This is a genomic window from Paenibacillus hexagrammi (assembly GCF_021513275.1).
In the GTDB taxonomy this organism is placed as follows: domain Bacteria; phylum Bacillota; class Bacilli; order Paenibacillales; family NBRC-103111; genus Paenibacillus_E; species Paenibacillus_E hexagrammi.
Map to the genome: position 1 here is coordinate 5,665,569 of NZ_CP090978.1, position 19,146 is coordinate 5,684,714.

At 52.2% G+C, this 19,146-nt stretch carries 16 protein-coding genes; 7 read left to right on the forward strand and 9 right to left on the reverse strand.

Annotated features, from left to right (window positions below):
• Positions 1-49: 49 nt before the first annotated feature.
• Together L0M14_RS25895 and L0M14_RS25900 are read right to left on the reverse strand one after the other, a co-directional pair.
• On the reverse strand, positions 50-538 hold the full coding sequence (locus tag L0M14_RS25895) for a CBO0543 family protein (RefSeq protein WP_235119313.1): 489 nt from the start codon (positions 536-538) through the stop codon (positions 50-52).
• A 2-nt stretch (positions 539-540) separates the two neighbouring features.
• The gene (locus tag L0M14_RS25900; protein ID WP_235119314.1) at positions 541-1,017 is read right to left on the reverse strand and encodes a CBO0543 family protein; all 477 of its coding nucleotides are present in this window, start codon (positions 1,015-1,017) and stop codon (positions 541-543) included.
• A gap of 158 nt (positions 1,018-1,175) precedes the next feature.
• On the opposite strand from L0M14_RS25900, the gene L0M14_RS25905 reads away from it, so the two are divergent.
• On the forward strand, positions 1,176-1,715 hold the full coding sequence (locus tag L0M14_RS25905; RefSeq protein WP_235119315.1) for a DinB family protein: 540 nt from the start codon (positions 1,176-1,178) through the stop codon (positions 1,713-1,715).
• Between the two features lie 116 nt (positions 1,716-1,831).
• Here the strand turns inward: L0M14_RS25905 and nasC are convergent, their stop codons facing one another.
• From nasC to nirB (L0M14_RS25925), 4 genes are all read right to left on the reverse strand, one after another.
• Entirely contained in the window at positions 1,832-3,967 is a 2,136-nt protein-coding gene (nasC, locus tag L0M14_RS25910; protein ID WP_235119316.1) for an assimilatory nitrate reductase catalytic subunit NasC, read from the reverse strand.
• Positions 3,968-3,975: 8 nt separating this feature from the next.
• A complete protein-coding gene (gene nirB, locus L0M14_RS25915) occupies positions 3,976-6,843 on the reverse strand; it encodes a nitrite reductase large subunit NirB (RefSeq protein ID WP_235119317.1) in 2,868 nt (955 codons plus the stop codon).
• Positions 6,844-6,928: 85 nt separating this feature from the next.
• Complete coding sequence (nirD, locus tag L0M14_RS25920; RefSeq protein WP_235119318.1) at positions 6,929-7,264, reverse strand: nitrite reductase small subunit NirD; 336 nt, start codon at positions 7,262-7,264, stop codon at positions 6,929-6,931.
• 19 nt (positions 7,265-7,283) lie between these two features.
• Positions 7,284-9,713, reverse strand: coding sequence for a nitrite reductase large subunit NirB (gene nirB / locus L0M14_RS25925; RefSeq protein ID WP_311198927.1), 2,430 nt, complete (start codon positions 9,711-9,713; stop codon positions 7,284-7,286).
• A 398-nt stretch (positions 9,714-10,111) separates the two neighbouring features.
• Between nirB (L0M14_RS25925) and L0M14_RS25930 the strand changes: the two genes are divergently transcribed.
• The gene (locus tag L0M14_RS25930; RefSeq protein ID WP_235119320.1) at positions 10,112-11,398 is read left to right on the forward strand and encodes a glycoside hydrolase family 18 protein; all 1,287 of its coding nucleotides are present in this window, start codon (positions 10,112-10,114) and stop codon (positions 11,396-11,398) included.
• Between the two features lie 364 nt (positions 11,399-11,762).
• Here the strand turns inward: L0M14_RS25930 and L0M14_RS25935 are convergent, their stop codons facing one another.
• Positions 11,763-12,524 (reverse strand): SDR family NAD(P)-dependent oxidoreductase, encoded by a 762-nt coding sequence (locus tag L0M14_RS25935; protein WP_235119321.1) that lies wholly within the window; start codon positions 12,522-12,524, stop codon positions 11,763-11,765.
• Between the two features lie 162 nt (positions 12,525-12,686).
• Between L0M14_RS25935 and L0M14_RS25940 the strand changes: the two genes are divergently transcribed.
• The 3 genes from L0M14_RS25940 to L0M14_RS25950 all read left to right on the forward strand — a co-directional run bounded on the left by L0M14_RS25940 (position 12,687) and on the right by L0M14_RS25950 (position 15,282).
• Complete coding sequence (locus L0M14_RS25940; RefSeq protein ID WP_235119322.1) at positions 12,687-13,070, forward strand: hypothetical protein; 384 nt, start codon at positions 12,687-12,689, stop codon at positions 13,068-13,070.
• A 154-nt stretch (positions 13,071-13,224) separates the two neighbouring features.
• Entirely contained in the window at positions 13,225-14,340 is a 1,116-nt protein-coding gene (locus L0M14_RS25945; protein WP_235119323.1) for a carbohydrate kinase, read from the forward strand.
• 51 nt (positions 14,341-14,391) lie between these two features.
• Positions 14,392-15,282 carry a pseudouridine-5'-phosphate glycosidase gene (locus L0M14_RS25950; protein WP_405031140.1) on the forward strand — a complete coding sequence of 297 codons (891 nt, stop codon included), beginning with the start codon at positions 14,392-14,394 and terminating at the stop codon, positions 15,280-15,282.
• A 151-nt stretch (positions 15,283-15,433) separates the two neighbouring features.
• Here L0M14_RS25950 and L0M14_RS25955 read toward each other — a convergent pair whose 3' ends face one another.
• The gene (locus L0M14_RS25955) at positions 15,434-15,583 is read right to left on the reverse strand and encodes a hypothetical protein (RefSeq protein WP_235119324.1); all 150 of its coding nucleotides are present in this window, start codon (positions 15,581-15,583) and stop codon (positions 15,434-15,436) included.
• Positions 15,584-15,669: 86 nt separating this feature from the next.
• A complete protein-coding gene (locus tag L0M14_RS25960) occupies positions 15,670-16,242 on the reverse strand; it encodes a nitroreductase family protein (RefSeq protein WP_235119325.1) in 573 nt (190 codons plus the stop codon).
• A 154-nt stretch (positions 16,243-16,396) separates the two neighbouring features.
• On the opposite strand from L0M14_RS25960, the gene L0M14_RS25965 reads away from it, so the two are divergent.
• Together L0M14_RS25965 and L0M14_RS25970 are read left to right on the forward strand one after the other, a co-directional pair.
• Entirely contained in the window at positions 16,397-17,230 is an 834-nt protein-coding gene (locus L0M14_RS25965; RefSeq protein ID WP_235119326.1) for an alpha/beta fold hydrolase, read from the forward strand.
• Positions 17,231-17,490: 260 nt separating this feature from the next.
• Positions 17,491-19,137 carry an S-layer homology domain-containing protein gene (locus L0M14_RS25970; protein WP_235119327.1) on the forward strand — a complete coding sequence of 549 codons (1,647 nt, stop codon included), beginning with the start codon at positions 17,491-17,493 and terminating at the stop codon, positions 19,135-19,137.
• The last annotated feature ends 9 nt before the right edge of the window (positions 19,138-19,146 follow it).

Below are 19,146 nucleotides of genomic sequence, written 5' to 3' on the forward strand. Positions count from 1 at the left end.
GTGATTTTTTGTAAATATAGCTCGTAACTGAATTGCTGCTGATTATCCGCTACATACCGGAGATGCGATGCCTCTGACCTTTTTTAAAGTACCACCAATGAAAGCCATGCGATAGATACAGCGTCACCCAAACGCTTAAAAACGTCCAATACCACTTCCATGTCACATAATCAATGAGCTTTGTATATTTTTCAATGAATATCTCGGGAACGCTAATGCCAATCGGAAATAGGAGGATGTAAAAAAACCGTAACGCTGCGCTTTTCTCTTTCGGATAATACAAGTTCAAGTAGACCGCCACTGTCGGGTAAGCAAAGAACTCAAAGGTGAAGCTTGTCATGTTCTTTTGCAGCTCTCTATCTGGATAGAGGAGCCAGCCCTGTTCAACAACAACCAAACCCAAGATCCAGCTTACAAATTGCATAAAAAGAAAGCTCATCTGCGCTTCGCGTCTTTTGTGCCTGGGCACAAGGCAGAGCGCAACCACGCACAGCAGCCATACGATGGAAAGAATAATTCGCTCTATGGTAAGGGGCACGGTCATGACGTTCCTTTCAGCAGGGACTTCTGCAAAAACCAATTTCCATATAGACGCGTTGCATTCATGCCAGCGAAAAAAATAAGTACGTTCATCCACATACTGTAGCTTTTCATAAGCAACAATTGTGTGTACAGTGCAATGAAGTATATGTATAAATTGGGCCCCGCAATAAACAGCAGCTGATACCCCACCCTCGATAACCATCGGGAATGCACGGGGTAATACAAGCAAAACATCGTTGCAATTAGAGGGTATAGGATGTAGTTGTTCGTAAAGTTGCTCCCGGTTGCCAAGGGAAATTCACGAACAGGATTGTCCAATAAACCAAATTCCACGAGCAGCAAACTGATTACCCACGTCAGCAATTGATTGAAAAAGAAATACGGCATCGCCTCTCGAATTCGATGCCTGGGAATGAACAGAAGCGCCGCAGCAGCACAGACTCCCCACACGCATATAAGCACTAACCGCTCCAAGGCCACTAATTCTCATCCTCTAATGAAAAAGTTCTTTACCCCCAAATATACCCGAATTTCTTATTATTTATCCCGCTGCCGTCTACTTCCTGACATAACGCTGTCAGCAGCACTCTGTTATACTGAACTGGTAGAAGAAGGAAGGGGATATTGAAGCCATGAATACCATTGAATATTTAACACAATTGGAAGAACTATCACAGCACTATGTAAAGGAGCTGGATTCGTTCACATTGGAGCAGCTGCAAGCTCAACCAAGCGAACAAGAATGGTCATTAGGTCAAATGTATATGCATCTTATCCAAACAGCTCTCCGCATGCAGATCCGTAATATTGAGTTATGCAGCAGTCAGGACATAGCTCCTGGTCAGCAAGCGGGAGAGAAATCGGAAGCTGGGCAAGCCGTATTCTCGTCAGGGGCATTCCCTCCCATCCGCATTCAGGTACCGCCTTCACCGGAGTACACGCCTCAGCAACCGGAGTCTAAAGAACAGATCATTCAGGGACTCCATGCCGTTCAAGAAAAAATGCGTGCCATAGAGCCTACTCTGGACGCCATTGATCCTCAGCGCACAGCAGCACATCCGCGACTAGGCGCACTACAAGCGAAAGAGTGGTTCGCGCTTGTCGTCATGCATTACCGCCACCACCTACAGCAAAAGGATCGGCTGAAAGCATTCTTAACGGCGGGCGTATGAAATCCCTCCTTATGAAGTAGGGCCAGCTGCGTGACGTTATACATACGGAAACCATAAAAAAACCTGTAGTAATCGAAGGAATTCTCCTCGGTTACCACAGGTTTTTTTAGGCTAATCTACGCCATTTCATTCAGTAAAAACGGAGTTACATGGACCGCACACACCTTGAAGCCGGGCATTCGGCACGTCGGATCAAGGGCGTCCAGGGTAATTTTATTCACGTTCTGCGTATCTCCCCAGTGCATGGGCACGAATACGGTATCCTCACGAATGTCGCTGCTAAAGCGGCAGCGCACATAAATTTCGCCTCTTCTGGAGGCCACTGCGACAAGAGTACCTTCCTCCAAACGATATTTCCGAGCCGTGCTTGGATGGATTTCCACAAACGACTCCACATCTCTTGCAGCAAGCGCAGGACTTCGTCTGGTCTGTACTCCCGTCAGGTACTGGGTTAGCACTCTTCCCGTCGTCAGAAATAACGGGTAGTCGGGACTAATCAGCTCCTTCGGCAGATGATTCTCAACCGGAGTCAGATAAGCTTTCCTGCTTGCGAGAGGGAAGGACTCCTCAAATAACCGTTCGGCCCCCGGATGGCCCGGTTCAGGACATGGCCAGTATACGCCTTCTTCCTGTCTCAGCCGATCATAGGTAATGCCGTAATAGTCCGCCGTGCCCCCACGACTGGCTAAGCGAAGCTCCTCGAAGATTTCCTCCGCATCAGCAAAGGGAAAGAATGCGGCTCGATCCAGTCTGGATGCCAGATCACAGAGAATTTGCCAATCATGCTTTGCCTCCCCACTTGCAGGACGGCTCGCTTCTCGAAGCAGCACCCGCCCCTCCAGATTCGTCATGGTTCCGGTGTTCTCCAAGTATGCCGTTGCCGGTAGGATTAGATCAGCGAGCTGCGCCGTCTCTGACATAAGGAAGTCCGCGATAACCAGAAAATCCAGCTTCTTGAGCCCTTCCTCCACAAAATTAGCATTCGGATTCGAAACAATAGGATTCGATCCCATGACGAAGAGTGCGCGAATTTCCTGCTCGTGTACCTTCTGCATCATTTCATAGGCAGAGACACCTTTGCCCGGAAGCTCAGCAGGGTCGATCCCCCATACACCGGCTACATAAGCGCGGTCCTCCGGATTTTCAATCAGCCGGTAGCCGGGAAGCTGGTCGGCCTTCTGCCCGTGCTCTCTCCCTCCTTGGCCGTTGCCCTGTCCGGTTACTGCGCCGTAGCCGCAACCAGGCCTGCCGATTTTACCGGTTAGCAGGATGAGGTTCAGAAAATTGCGTACGGCCATATGTCCGTCGGTCTGCTGCTCGACGCCTCTAGCCGTGAAGATCATGCCGGTTGACGCCTTCCCGTACGCAAACGCCGCTTTGCGGATCAAACCTTCGGGCACGCCGGACAACTCGGCTATTTCGGCCAGCTCCAAGCTATCCAAATGCTCCTTCAGCTCTGCAAAGCCTTCCGTGCGATTTTGAATAAACGCTTCGTCTGTCAGCCCCTCCTCCAGCAGCACCTTCAGCATGCCATTCGCCAAGGTGGCATCCATACCCGGACGCACCCGAAGATGCAGGTCTGCCATGCGGGTCGTGCCCGTTTCGCGGGGATCGATCGCGATAAGGAACGCTCCCTTTTCTTTGGCTCTCGTAAAATAAGGCATCAGCGTCGGCTGGCATTCCGCAATATTCGTGCCCGCCAGGATGATGCAATCGGCCCGTTCAATGTCGGATAACGGGTTCGTCAGTCCTCGGTCCATCCCGAACACCTTGACGCCAGCAGATGCAGCCGCAGACATACAGAATCGGCCATTGTAGTCGATATACTTCGTCCGCAGGCCGACACGCGCGAATTTCCCAAGCAAATAAGCCGATTCATTCGTAAGCGAGCCCCCTCCGTAAAGCCCGATGGAATGTTGGCCATACAAACTGCGAAGCTGAGTGAATCGGCGGACGATAGCCTCATAGGCCTCCTCCCAAGAGACACGCTCGAACCGGCCGTCCTTCTTGAGCAGCGGATACTCAATCCGCTCTCCAGTCAGGACATGCTGGTAGGCATTCATGCCCTTGATGCACAAACGCCCCTCCGAAGCCGCATTCGGCTTCGGGATGACCTGATAGGAAGGACGGCTCTCTCCAGCGCCTCTCTCTTCAATAATCTGCATTTTGCACTGAACACTGCAAAATGGACACTGCGTATCCATGACCCGAACCCCATTTTGTTCGACTTGATGCTCCACAATGGTACTCATTTCTCCGCTCACCTACTCCAAGCAGCGATTCGCTGCGTATTAGCAGACTCATGTAACTGACAGGCGTCATGCGACAACCCCACTCCTCGCACTGGGGCTCCTTCTTCCGACTTTAGCTTAACCTTCATTCTTGTCATCAGTTCAGCACGAAAATGAAGGTCAAAGAGCCCCTCCCGAATTCCGGTAATCCCCTTGCGCTCCGTCCATTGCGCGGTTGTCTCGCCGTAATCTGCCTCTTCCCGGTACCACTGCAGGTACGCTGATGCCACATCCAACGCCTCCTCATCCGAAGGCTCTGTACAAAGCAGCTCGCCTTGGCGGATCTTTATGCCTGAGCTGCCGCCCACGTAGATCTCCCAGCCGGCAGGCGCTCCGACCAGGCCAAGATCCTTGGCTAGCGAACCAGCCCGATGCAGCGGGCTAGCCGAGACAGCAACGCTAACGGCTGCTGGCATCGGCAATTGCTCGAGCCTGCGCTCGAGGCGGGCTCCCAGCCCGACGGAGTCGCGCTGAGCGCCGTGGTCGTAGCCCAATCCGGCACAGGTGGCTACCGTGCCGACGGTTCTTCCATACGATGCTGAAAGTGGGGAAGAGAGCCAGTAGGGTAACTCCACGGACGCAGCTTCTATTGGCGTTCCTAGAGCATGAGTCGCGTTGGCTGCCACTCCGGCGTTGCTGTTAGCTGTAGAACCCACGTCAGCTACTGCCCCGGAGTTTCTGTTGGCTGTAGCACCCACGTCAGCTACTGCCCCGGAGTTTCTGTTGGCTGTAGCACCCACGTCAGCTACTAGCCTGGAGTTGCTATTGGCTGTATCACCCACGTCAGCTACTAGCCCGGAGTTGCTATTGGCTGTAGCACCCACGTCAGCTACTAGCCTGGAGTTTCTGTTGGTTGTAGAACCTGCGGCGACTCCTGCGTCGATGTTGCCATTGACCGCTGCTGCGGCTACCGCCTCTACAGCACTGGTACTGGCTGCGTAACCCGCAGGAGCCCCTGCCCCAGTGCCGCCGGCAGCCGCCACTCCCGGCAGCCCCACCTCAGCGCTGACGGCGGCCGCCACTGCGGCGTCGATGCCGAGCAGCTCGAGATAGCCACCGCCGGTCAGCTTCGCCACCGGAATGGCGTACTTCTCGATCGCGCCGGCGATCCGCCGCAGCTGCTCGGCGCTCGTCACGCCGCCGTACATGCGGGGCCGAACGGCATACGTGCCGTTCGCGAGCAGGCTGGCCGCCGGCAGCTGCACGGCGGCTTCGCCCTGACGTCGGCCCGCTGCGCTCTGCGCCAGGCCGACGTAGTAGCGCACGGCCGGGCGGCAGATGCCGCAGCCGTCCGGCGTGCCCCAGCCCAGCGCGTCCATCGCTTCGCGCGCTGAGGCAAATGCTGCGCTGCGCACCGCTGCGCGCAGCTCCTCATGGCTGTGCGGCGTGCAGCCGCACACGGTCAATTTCGCCGGCGGCGGCGCGTCCTTGCTGCGCAAGGCGAGCTGCAGCATCGCCGTTACAAGCGGCTTGCAGCCGCCGCAGGTGCCGGACGCGCGCGTGCAGGCGCGTATGTCCTCGACCGTCGCGCAGCCGCCCTCGCGCACGGCGTCCAGAATGGCGCCTTTACTGACGCCATTGCAGGAGCAGACGGTCGCTGTCAGCGGCAGCGACTCGGCATACGCCTCATCGGCGCCGCCACCCGCTGAGCCTGCCTTACCTTCGTCCAGCACGGACACGTCCGCCTGCTGCTTGATATAGCCCAGCAGCTGATTACCTTCGCTGCTGTCACCAAATAGCACCGCGCCAACAATTTTGTTATCGCGAACAAAAACCTTCTTGTACGTATTGCGAATGCCGTCATATATCTGCAAAGACGTGGAGACCTCCGAATCACGGATTTCCCCCGCTGAGAACACCTCAACACCTGAAACCTTAAGCTGCGAATACAGTGTCGAACCTGCATAGCCTTCCGTCTCAAGCCCACAAATGCGTTTCGCCAGCACCTTGCCCTGTTCATAGAGGGGGGCGACGAGACCGTACACCATTCCGCGGTGCTCGGCACATTCTCCAACGGCGTAAACATCAGGCACATTGGTCTCCATATAATCATTGACCACGATAGCCCGGTTCGTTTCAATCCAGCTATCCTGCGCAAGCTGAATATTAGGACGTACACCTACGGCCATAACGACCAGATCAGCCTCTACCTTGCTCCCATCCTTGAATTGAAGCCCTTCTACCCGCTTCTTGCCGATAATTCGCTCGGTATGTTTCTCGAGCAGAAATTTCATCCCTTGGCTTTCCAGCTCTTTACGCAGCATCCCCGCCGCCGTGAAATCCAACTGCCGTTCCATCAAATAATGGTGAATGTGCACGACATGAACATCCATGCCCAGATTCAGCAAACCGCGTGCGGCCTCCAGGCCAAGCAAACCGCCTCCAATGACGACAGCTTTCCGATATTCTTTAGAAGCCTCCACCATCTTGTTGCAATCACGGATATCCCGAAACGCAGTAACTCCCGATTTATCCGCGCCTGGCAGCGGCAGCATAAAGGGCAGCGACCCCGTCGCAAGAATCAGCTTGTCGTATGGAACCGTACGTCCCTGCTCACTAACAACTAAGCGCCTGGCCGTATCCAAATGAATAACCGGATCTCCTGCATGTAGAGTAATACCATTGTCACGATACCACTGCCAATCATTGATCGTAATATCCGCGACGGTCGTATCTCCTTGAAGCACCTTGGACAGCATGATCCGATTGTAGTTCGGATGCGGCTCTCCGCCGAATATCTGAATATCAAATCGATCGCGCCCATGCGCTAAGATCTCTTCCACACAGCGCACGCCGGCCATACCGTTTCCAATGACAACCAGCCTTTGTTTCCCCATAGGTCAACCTCCACATTCCCTGAAAAAGTCATGCCTGACGCGGCGCCCCCCTTACTCCACCGCAGCCCTGCATTCCCGCCTTGTCTTATGAGGCAAGGATCTTTTCCTCTTCAATATGCACGTACAGCTCCCCGCTTGCTTCGTCCTTCTCTACCCGAAAGGATGCAACGCAGCCTTCATCCGGCGCTTGCACGACACCGTTATGCAAATCAATCTTCCAATCATGAAGCGGACAAAACACATGATGATCGCACACAATGCCTTCCGACAGCTTTCCCGCCTTGTGCGGACAGCGATTTTCAATGGCCTTAATGCTTCCATCCGACAGTTTAAACATCGCGATTTCCAAGGCTCCGACCCGAACTACTCTCGATCTTTTTTCCCCGATTTCCGTTACATGGCCCACGTGGATCCGTTTCATAGCTTTCATCCTCCCCCAATTAGATGATCGATTCCGCCGACTGCTCCTCCATCGGAACAAAGGTTTGCCGAAGCTCCTGCTGCTCGATAATTTCTTTCCAAGGATCTTTCATTAAATCCAGCGTCTTGTCAATTCTACCGTTCAGCGCATCGCGATCTTCCTTGGCAGCCAAAGCGGCCTTAACCTGCTCCAGTCCGATCCGTTCTATCCATTCAGCCGTACGTTCGTTGTATTTGCCCGTCTCTCGGTAATATTGAAGAAAAGCGCCGGACCATTCAAGGACTTCCTCTTCCGTTTTCACCTTGCACAGCAAGTCTGTTCCGCGAAGCTTCGTACCGCCGTTGCCTCCAATGTGGAGCTCCCAGCCGCCATCAATGGCTACAACGCCAAAATCTTTAATCGTCGCCTCCGCACAGTTCCGCGGGCAGCCGGATACAGCCATCTTCACCTTCGCCGGCGTGTTCAGCCGCTCGAATTTCTTCTCAAGCTGGATCCCCATTCCCATCGCATCCTGCGTACCGAAGCGGCAGAAGGTCGAGCCCACACAAGTCTTCACTGTTCTTAACGATTTGCCGTAGGCATAACCGGAAGGCATATCCAAATCCGCCCACATGCCGGGCAAATCCTCTTTTTTGATACCAAGAAGGTCAATCCGTTGTCCTCCAGTCATTTTGACCAGCGGCACTTCATATTTCTCAGCGATCTCTGCGATTCGCTTCAAATCCTTCGGCGTTGTAACGCCCCCGTACATTCTCGGAACCACAGAATAAGTGCCGTCCTTTTGAATATTCGCATGATTGCGTTCATTCACGAACCTGGATTCCCGCTCATCTGCATGCTCTTCCGGCCAAACCATACCGAGGTAGTAATTGAGCGCAGGGCGGCACTTGGAGCAGCCCTCCGGGTTCGACCATTCCAGCACGTTCATCACTTCTTTCGAAGTTGTAAGTCTCATGCTGCGAATGGATTCCACCACTTCATCACGGCCCAGCGGCGTACAGCCGCACATCCCTTCCTTGACGGTTTTCACACCTTCAGCACCAAGCACATAAGTGAGCACGTCTGCAACTAGCGGTTTACAACCGCCGCATGATGCAGAAGCCTTCGTGCAGGCTTTGATCTCACCGACACTGGAGCACCCCTTCTCTTGAATCGCTTGAACGATGGCTCCCTTTGACACGCCGTTACACCCGCACACAACCTCGTCATCGCTCATGGCTGCGATCAGCTCAGCTCCGCTTTTCGCCGGTGTACCGCTTTCTCCGAGGAGCACTGTTTTCTCTTTGCCCGTAACATCTTCGCCATTACGGATCATAGCGAACAATCTGGACCCATCGCTGATATCCCCGAACAGCACGGCACCGATGATTTTGCCGTCCCGAATAACAACCTTCTTATAGATCCCTTCAAAGTCGTCCTGAACACGAACTGCACGCGTTTCCGGTTTATCCGCATATTCGCCTGCCGAGAAGACATCCACACCCGACACCTTCAGCTTGGTAGAAACGACAGAACCTTGGTAACCCGCTGTCTCCACACCCGCCAATCGCTTCGCGAGAACGGCGCCTTGTTCATACAAAGGAGCGACGAGTCCGTAAGCTACCCCTCTATGCTCGGCGCATTCACCGATGGAATAGATGCCGGGAACACTGGTTTCCAGATAATCATTCACAACGATTCCCCGATTGATCGCTATGCCGCTGGATTTGGCTAACGCTACGTTCGGCCGTATGCCCACCGCCATGACAACGAGGTCCGCTTCTACTTCCGAGCCGTCAGTAAACCTGAGGCCGCTCACACGTTTTTTCCCCAGAATCGTCTCGGTGTTCTTCTTCAGCAGGAATTTCATCCCTTGCTTTTCAAGCTCAAGCTGCAGCATGTGCGATGCCGTACGATCCAGCTGCAGGTTCATGAGATATTCGTTGATATGAACAACCGATACGTCCATATGCAAATTCAGCAGGCCGCGCGCCGCTTCCAGACCCAACAGACCGCCGCCGATTACGACAGCCTTCTTATACGTCTTTGCCGCTTCCATCATGGCTTTGCAATCTTTGATATCCCGGAACGCGATAACGCCCTCTTTATCCGCACCAGGCAGCGGCAGCATAAAAGGCAGCGAGCCGGTTGCCAGGATCAGTTCGTCATATTCAGCCGTGATTCCCATGTCTGTACGGACTGTCTTCCGCTCTTTATCGATGTGAGTAACCGTGTGGCCGGTGTGCAGGGTAATGTTATGTTCCTCATACCAGGACCAGTCGTTCATCACGATATCGTTCATGCCGGCATCACCGGCGAGCACGGACGAGAGCAGGATACGATTGTAGTTCGGATGCGGTTCACTTCCAAAGATTGTGATCTCGTATCGGTTCGGCGCAAGCTTCAGCAATTGCTCGATACAGCTGACTCCAGCCATTCCATTTCCCACCAGGACGATTTTCTTCTTCATCATCACTCACGCTCCCGCCTCGTTATATGGCACATTTCATTACATAATAGTTAAAAATTTATGTTTGTGTAACTATACCTAACACCAATAATGTAATTATAATGTAACTCAGTAGTTGGTATTTTTCAACAACAATTTATAAAGTTTCTTGGTTTTCACACCAAAATAACGAAAAATACACGAATATTTATACTAAATAATCAGTTTTCGTTCGCTTTTAGGTCATTTACACAAAAGAAAAAAGGCTGAATCCCGAATATTTTCATTCTATTTCCGTTACCCCTAAGTCATTCATGTCATGTTATATGACATTTTATTTTTACAATTAGACATACACCCATTCCCTTCACTCGGAATATCGTAGTAGAAAGAATTCAGAAAAGTCAGGAGGGATTTTTGTGCAAATTCATGTCGTACAGCGAGGCCAAACCTTATACCGACTTGCACAAGCCTACGGAGTTACCGCGGCAGAAATCGCCGAAGCCAATCAGCTGTCACCCCAGAACTCGCTCGTCATCGGACAGGCACTCGTCATCCCCATTGTTGGTTCCTATTACTGGGTGCAGCCCGGAGACAGCCCTTATTTAGTCGCGCGTAAGCTTGGCGTAGATTTGCAAACTTTACTAAGCGTCAATCAATTGACGCCTAATCAGCCTCTTCGAGTCGGAACACGGTTGTATATTCCACCCGCTCCCAAGCGCGAAGCTGAAGTCAATGCCTACTTGGAGCCTCGAGGGAAAGAAGTGGCACCAGCCCTGCTCAAATCCGCGCGGGAGGCCGCTCCCCACCTTACGTACATGGCTCCCTTCAGCTTCCTCATCCAGCGCGACGGGTCACTGCAGGCCCCGCCTCTCGACGATTTAAGTGACATTGCCGCTCAAGATGCCGTTACTTTGATGATGGTGGTCACGAATTTGGAGAATAACCAATTCAGTGCGGAGCTCGGACATATATTTCTGACAAATCCAACCATACAGAATCAACTGTTGGATAACATCCTATCCACAGCGCAGCAGTACGGTTTTCGAGACATTCACTTCGATATCGAGCATTTGTACCCCGCAGACCGGGTTGCCTACAATCGTTTTCTAAGGAAAGCTGCGGCTCGGATTCATGAGAAAGGCTATTTAATGTCGACCGCTCTAGCCCCCAAAACAAGCGCTACCCAAGCGGGAGAATGGTATTCTGCGCATGACTATAAAGCCCACGGTGAAATCGCGGACTTCGTTGTGATCATGACATACGAATGGGGCTACAGCGGCGGACCGCCCATGCCCGTCTCCCCGATCGGACCGGTGCGGCAAGTACTGGAATATGCACTTAGCGAAATGCCAGCATCCAAAATCATGATGGGGCAAAATCTGTACGGCTACGATTGGACGCTGCCTTATGTAAAAGGAGGACCTTTTGCCAAAGCCATCAGTCCGCAAGCCGCGATCAGTCTGGCCCGCAAGCAAAATGCGCAAATCCTGTACGATTACACGGCGCAGGCTCCGTACTTCCACTACTGGGATGACGCAGGCAAAGAGCATGTGGTCTGGTTTGAGGATGCGCGATCCATTCAAGCCAAGTTTAATTTGCTGAAGGAATTGGACATTCGAGGAATCAGTTACTGGAAGCTGGGTCTCAGCTTTCCGCAGAACTGGCTGTTAATCGAGGATAACTTTAATGTAGTAAAGCGATAATGACGCAGAAAAACCCTGCAAAGCAGCACTGTATTGCCGGGCTGCCTGAATAAAAGCTCTTCATCGGCTTTTATTCGGGAAGCCCGGCTCTCTGTCGACGCCGACAGTCCGCGCTTGCTCTGCAGGGTGCTTGTTTGATCATCCTTGCGGAGAGTATATTCTATTCAAGGGCCGGAGCCCCGTCCCGAACGACCGAAGTGTGAGCGACGTCCCACATGGCCAACCAGGGTTGGGGAGTTTGTTGATCCTGTAGGCTCCGGCTCCATTCCGAGCTTCGGCAGCTATTTATCCGATCGCTGCGCCTCTCAGGATACTACTGAGTCCCCAAATACCTTTATCATCAGTTCGGCCTGCCAGGTCGGGCTTATTGGGCCGTCCAGCCTCCATCGACGAGCAGTACCGTTCCTGTCACCATATCTCCGGCTGGAGACGCTAAATAAATGACCGCACCTGCAACGTCCTTGATATCAGCTACCTTCCCGGCAGGAATCCGATCGACGACAGTTTGTAAATAGTCGGGATCATCCAGTCTTTCCGCTGTACCCGGCGTGTATGTAAACGTAGGCCCCACCGCATTGACTGTCACCCCGCGAGACGACCATTCCAGCGCCAGCACCCTCGTCAACTGGTTGACACCGCCCTTAGAAGCACAATAAACGGCATGATCCTTAATGCCCACCACACTGGCTTGGGAGCTCATATTGATAATTCTGCCGTAGCCCTGTTCGAGCATGATACGGCCAGCAGCCTGGCAGCAAAAGAAGAGCCCCTTCAGATTAACATCCATCATGCTGTCCCAGTCCGCTTCCGTAACCTCAGTGGCTGGATGATTCGCACCCAAACCCGCATTGTTTACAACAATATCGATCCGGCCAAAATGCTTCTGAATCCGGTTCATCACCTCTTGGATTTCACCTACATTCCGCACATCCAAGGGAACAGCGTACGCCTCCCCGCCTTCTTGAGCGATTTCGGCAACCAATTTCTCTAGATCGTTCACGCTTCGCGCGGTTACAGCCACCTTGGCGCCCGCATGAGCCAGCGCTTTGGACAAGCCGTATCCAATCCCCATACTCGCTCCGGTCACTACCGCGATCTTGCCGGTCAGATCAAAACTTGGATACATCCTCTCATCTCCTCTTTTATCCATTACTTTGTTAGTATAGCAGATCGTTGTTTGGCAAGCTTGTTCCTCAAGGATGATGAATGCGGCACATAATTCCGGAATACAAAGGGAAAGATAGCCATACAAACTAGCGACTCACTTGCAGTCAGGAGGACAAGTTCTATGCTTCCAAGCGTATATACCAAATTAGCGCTTATAGGTTTCCTTTGTTTTGTAGCCGTAGTCGGCGCCAAGCCTGAATTCGGTTATTCCCAGCAACCCTCTACACCTGGAGCCGGTCCTGAAATACATCTGGTACGTCCGGGGTCGCCGACATTCTATAATACGAACCCGTTCGGTATGCCGGGCACGGAAACGGGAATTCGTGCAGCTTCCACCTCCGGAGGAAGTGCGAACTTCCCTCCCTTCGGACCTAGCCCCGCTGCTTCCTATCAAATGCTGTCGGACTCGTCCGGCACGCCGACCGGCTCGCGCGGCAATCTAGTAGGCTTACTCGGACTGCTCGGCTTGTTGGGATTCATTCGCAAAACCGATCCGGTAAGATAACGTATGCTTACAATTAGGAGCATGTCCGGTTGCATCCGGCATTCATGCTCCTTTTTCTATTTTCGGTAGGTACGGACATGTGTTTGTCTGATAGACATATGTTTAACCATCAGATAAACTGTAGGTAGTCCTTTGATTAGGAAAGGAGCCATTCATGGACCGGGAACAGCATATTTTATCGCTTATCCGTGTTAATCCGTTCATCTCTCAGAACGAGCTCGCAAATCAAATCGGCATCTCCCGATCCGCTGTAGCAGGGTATATCGCTTCGCTGACGAAGAAGGGGATGATTCGCGGAAGAGCTTACATCATCGCAGATGAAAGCTCCGTGATGTGCATAGGCGGGGCTAATCTGGACAATAAAGCCGCCAGCAAGGCGCCGATCCGCCTTGCTTCCTCCAATCCGGTAACCGTCACGGAGTCCTGCGGCGGTGTCGCCCGCAATATCGCTGAGAACCTGGCCGGGCTCGGCTGCCGAAGCGCACTGATTACAGCTGTCGGAGACGATAAGGCAGGCACATGGGTGCTGGGCGAAACGAGCCATCGCGGCGTCGACATCAGCCAATCCATTGTGATACCAGGAGCCCATACCGGAACCTATACAGCACTGCTCGATGCCAGCGGCGAAATGTTTCTCGCATTTGCCAACATGGACATCTACGATGCGTTCGGCCCCGAGCTGCTCAATGAGAAATGGCCGCATATCGCCGCTTCCAAGCTGGTGATCGCCGACACGAATCTGCCTCAGGCCAGCCTTGACATGCTAGTGAAGCGCTGCGGAGCGGAAGGGGTTCTTCTGTTTCTTGATCCCGTCTCTTCAGAGAAGGCCAAGAAGCTACCTCACGATCTTACGGGAATCACCGCTATATTCCCTAATCTCGAGGAAGCCTATGAGCTTGCCGGCAGAGCATCGACCGGGGAAGAGGCGGACCCCGCTGTTATCACGGAGCTTGCGGAGGCTATTCGCAGGCGCGGTGTGCAGCACGTTTTTATCACACTGGGCAAGCAGGGCGTTCTTTATCAAGATGAGCACGGAAGCACCTTTGTGCCGCCACTTCCTACGGACGTCGTTGAGGTCACAGGGGCAGGAGATGCCTTCGTCGCAGGCGTCGCTTACGGCATTCTCCACGACCATTCATACTTGAACTCCTGCAAGCTCGGAACCGCAGCGGCACACCTCACCCTGCAAACAAATGAATCGGCTTCAAGCCGGTTAACAGAAGAAGTCTTGGTGCAAACCATGCAGAACAGCTTCCCTTCGGAAGTCTAATCATACCTATAAGGAGAACTGATGACCTTGAACCTGAACTCTTATTTATCCATGACCGATGAAGTAAAAGAAGCGCTGGATAGCGAAAAGCCGGTCGTAGCCCTCGAAACGACGATCATTTCCCACGGGATGCCTTACCCGCAAAACATTCAAATGGCGCAAAAGGTCGAACAAATTATTCGGGATAACGGCGCCGTGCCCGCGACGATCGGTATGATGGACGGCAAAATTAAAATCGGTATGACGCCGGAGGAGCTCGAAACCTTCGCAACCAGCAAGAACGTCGAAAAGGTCAGCCGCCGCGACTTTCCGTATATCCTCTCTGCAGGCAAAATCGGCGCAACAACTGTTGCTGCCACGATGATCGGCGCTGCGCTTGCCGGCATTGAAGTATTTGCCACAGGCGGCATCGGCGGCGTACACCGCGAAGGCGAAGTAACCATGGATATCTCCGCCGACCTGACTGAACTGGCTAAGACCAACGTAGCCGTCGTGTGTGCGGGAGCCAAGTCCATCCTCGACATCGGACGTACACTCGAGTACTTGGAGACGCACGGCGTGCCAGTAGTCGGCTACAAAACAAGCGAATTCCCGTCCTTCTATGCGCGCGAGAGCGGATACGGCGTGGACTTCCGATTGGATGAGCCGTCCCAGGTTGCGGATATGCTCCGAACCAAATGGGCGCTAGGTCTAGAAGGCGGTGCCATCATCGCCAACCCGGTCCCAGCCGAATCCGCCATGAACCATCTGGAAATCGAAGGCGTAATTAAGCAAGCGCTGAATGAAGCCAAAGAACAGAACATTACCGGCAAACATGTAACCCCGTTCCTGCTTTCACGCATCAAGCAGCTGACGGACGGAAGAAGCTTGGCTACGAACATCGCGCTCGTCTATCACAACGCGCAGGTAGCCGCACAGATTGCAGTAGCCTTGAAAGCATGAGATAAACCACTTTCAAGGTTTTTCTAAGATGTGCGACCGCGTTCAGCGGAAGAATTGTTCTCCGCGTGGCAACAAAAAGATGCCTCCCCCTTCTAAGAAGGAGAGAGGCATCTTTTTGTTGTATGCGTTACGCACTCCGAACTTTCAATGACTATTGCTCCGTTTGTTCTTCCGCAGCTTGTTGTTCCACGGAATCTTGAACAGCAGCACTCTTTATGTACTCGTCTTGATCACTATTCCATACGTAATCGTAATTCGTCACGTCAGGACGATAGGCTGACGTTTCATTGCTCTGGCTCATGCAGTTCACATCCTTTTTTAACCAAAGTATGCGGCAATCGCGCAGATTTTATGCACATTTTCCCAAGGCTAATCGGGACACTATGTTTACTCTCTCACCCAAACCGTTTTCTGCTGATGAGGGGTTCGCTTCCCCTCAGGCGCTTCCCTCTCGGGATAGCCGATATAGACAAAGCCAACCAACTCTTCTGCTCCTTGAAGACCAAAGACTTCCTTCATCTTCGGATGGTACGTTGGGGCACCAGTCCTCCATATCGTCCCTAAGCCTAGGGCGTGCGCCATGAGAGACATATTATGTACCGCCGCATGAGCAGCAGCATATTCCTCAATCTCCGGCACTCCTGGCAGCGCGGTCGGTGTCACCGCAACGGCGATAACTACAGGTGCACGAAGCGCCTTCTTCTCCTGTGCAGCGCGAAGCTCGGCGATCTCATCCGGACTGATGTCTCCCGCTTCTGCAATAGCAACCTCCGCATAGCCTCGCCCCAGGAGCTTCCTCCCTTCACCCGTCATCACCCAAAATCGCCAGGGCTCGGTTTGACCATGATTTGGCGCCCACACAGCGGCCTCAAGCACCTGCTGAACGAGTTCTTCAGGTACAGCGTCCTGCTTGACTTTGCCAATGCTTCGACGACTGAGAATCGCTTCTTTGACATTCATACTGCCACTCTCCTTTGACTCCATCTCTATCAGCTTAATTGTGCATGATGGCACGGGCTTATGCAATTTTACGCTCATATCTCCGACCGGATCTTCATAGGTTAGCACTACATATCGAAAAAAAATCAAAAGACTCATAAAGGAGACTATTACCGTGGGATATTATATAGAAGTAGAGAGAGGCGTCAACCTATTTGTGGAGGATATCGGAAAAGGCCGCCCCGTCGTCTTTCTTCACGGCTGGCCTGTCAACCACCGCATGTTCGAGTATCAGACGTCCCAGCTACCTAAATTCGGGTTCCGCTGCATCTTAATCGATCTGCGGGGCTTTGGTCAGTCTGACAAGCCCTGGCATGGTTATACCTATGATGCCTTATCCGACGATATTCGCTTTATCCTGGACGCTCTTCAGTTACATAACGTGAAGTTGGTAGGGTTCTCCATGGGGGGAGCCATTGCCGTCCGGTATATGTCTAGGCATTCCGGGCACCGCGTTTCTCAACTTGTCCTGCTAGGCGCCGCAGCCCCTTCCTTCGTTCAGAGGCGCCACTTTCCTTACGGCCAAAAAGCGGAGGATGTCACGCTACTAATCGAGCAGACTATGGAGGACCGCCCTCGTATGCTATCAGACTTTGGCAGCAAATTCTTCGCTTCCCAGCCAAGCAATCCCTTTATGGAGTGGTTCCAATCTCTCGGCTTAACCGCCTCCGCCCGTTCTACAGCAGCAACCGCGGCCTCTCTGCGGGATGAAGACTTGCGAACGGACCTGGCCAAGGTGCAGGTGCCCACTACCATTTTTCACGGTGCTTTAGATCAGATCTGTCCGTTCGATCTGGCAATCAAGATGCATGAGGGTATCAAAGATTCGGCGCTTCTCCGTTTTGAACAAAGCGGTCACGGCCTTTTCTATGATGAACGAAGCAAGTTCAACCAGCACCTTCTTCTGGCTTTACAGGGCGTACGATTCAGGATCGGCGTCTCTCCATAATGAAACAAGAACGAGGAGCTTGGGCGTATTAGGCCTGAGCTCTCTTGTTTGTATGAGCCAGAACAGCCAGAATCTACGAAAATTTGATTCTCTCTTTGGCACTCCTGCCCCTCGATTGACAACAATTTGACAATGACAGTACAAATGTAGCAATGTATAGTTAAGACTACTGAACTGAACATTATGGGTTGTAGATTAGTAGACTTCTGTGCGCAGCACTCATTAATTATATAAATTTTTCTTCTAAATTAGGAGGTACTATGAAAAAGACTCTTTCTTTACTAGCGGCAAGCACAATGGCATTCTCTTTCTTTGCCACTTCGGCCCTCGTAGGCCCGCAGGGAACAGCTTCTGCAGCCGAGGCAGCAGTCAAAACTTCCGCAAGCTTCACGGATTTGCAAGACATTGATGCCGGATTAAAAGCTAAAATCGACGCTATGCTTGAAGCGAAAATTTTCGAAGGCGTATCCGAGGATTCCTTCGGTATTCATGAGAATATGACTCGCGCACAGTTCGCGAAGGTAGCCACTTTGATATTCGGCATTGAGGTTGATCATACTGTTAAAGTATCCAGCTTCGCTGACGTTCATGCGGACGACCCGGCTAACGGTTGGGCGATCCCGTATATCGAAGCAGCCAAGAAAGCCGGATTGATTGATGGTATTACCGATACTACCTTTGCTCCTGGCGATCAGGTTACAACGGGACAATTGGATACTATTCTATTGAAGGGGCTTGGCAAAAAAGTTAGCATGACGGAAAGCCCTTGGTATGCTGATGCAGTCAAACAAGCGACCGGTCTGGGTATTCACCCTGCAGGAAAAGCCGGGGATACCGCGGCCGACCGATCTGATCTTGTAACCAGCTCTTATGCAACTAACGAGCAAATCAAGCCAACAACACCTGAGACACCGGCAGCCGAGCAGACTCCTGTGTCCGTGAAATCCGCGCAAGCATCCAGCGATAACAAGAAAATCACTGTAACTCTGGATGGCGAGGTTGATACAACAAAGGCAACCCTTGCTTTAACAAAGGGAACTGCATCGGTTCAAACGACTGTAGCATGGGCAAGCGACAAGAAATCTGCGACACTTACAGCAGACTCTGCGCTTGATGCCGGCGACTACACCGTTACACTCGGCGGATTGGACGCTTCTCAAGTGAAGACCGCAGCGGCGAGCTTCACTGTGGCAGCTTCTAGCACATCCACCAGCACAGGAAGCACAACGTATACGACTAAAACGTATGAGCTTGCGAACGTACTCGACAGCGGCTTGACGGATGCAGCTACAGGTCTAAACGGACTTGAAACACAAGTCAATGCTGAGAATCCGACTGTGAGTAAATTTGCTAAAGAAATTGAAATTAACGTAACTTCAGGCGGAGATGCGGTAGCAGTGCCAGGTTTGGTCGAAACTATTACATCCACAGATCCAAGCGTAGTAGCCGTAGGCGTCACAGCCGATCATCATGGCTATGCCATCGGTAAAAAAGCAGGAACAGCTACTTTGAACATCTTGTTCAAAGCCATCAATGGCGACATCAAAACCATGCAAGCTAACGTGACTGTAAAATCAGACAGTGTAGCAGGCAAAACCATGGAAGTAGGCAACACTTCCTACGAGGCTTCTTCCTCTACCTTCAACGCTTATGAAGCCATGGATCTGAAGATCGTAGATAACTACGGTATTGAATATGAAAAGGATGAAATTCAGAAATATAACTTTGCCTTGGCCACGTTATTCATTACAAATCATGTAGAAGGTGACAAAGACGCAGGCGCAACAGGCACTGTGGAAGTTGCTCAAGACGGCACTGTAACCATTACCGGCAACGTGACTTCCTTTGAGTTGACATCTGTACTGCCTAGCGGCGCAGAAGCTACCACTTATGTGACGGTTAAGTAGTAGTTATAC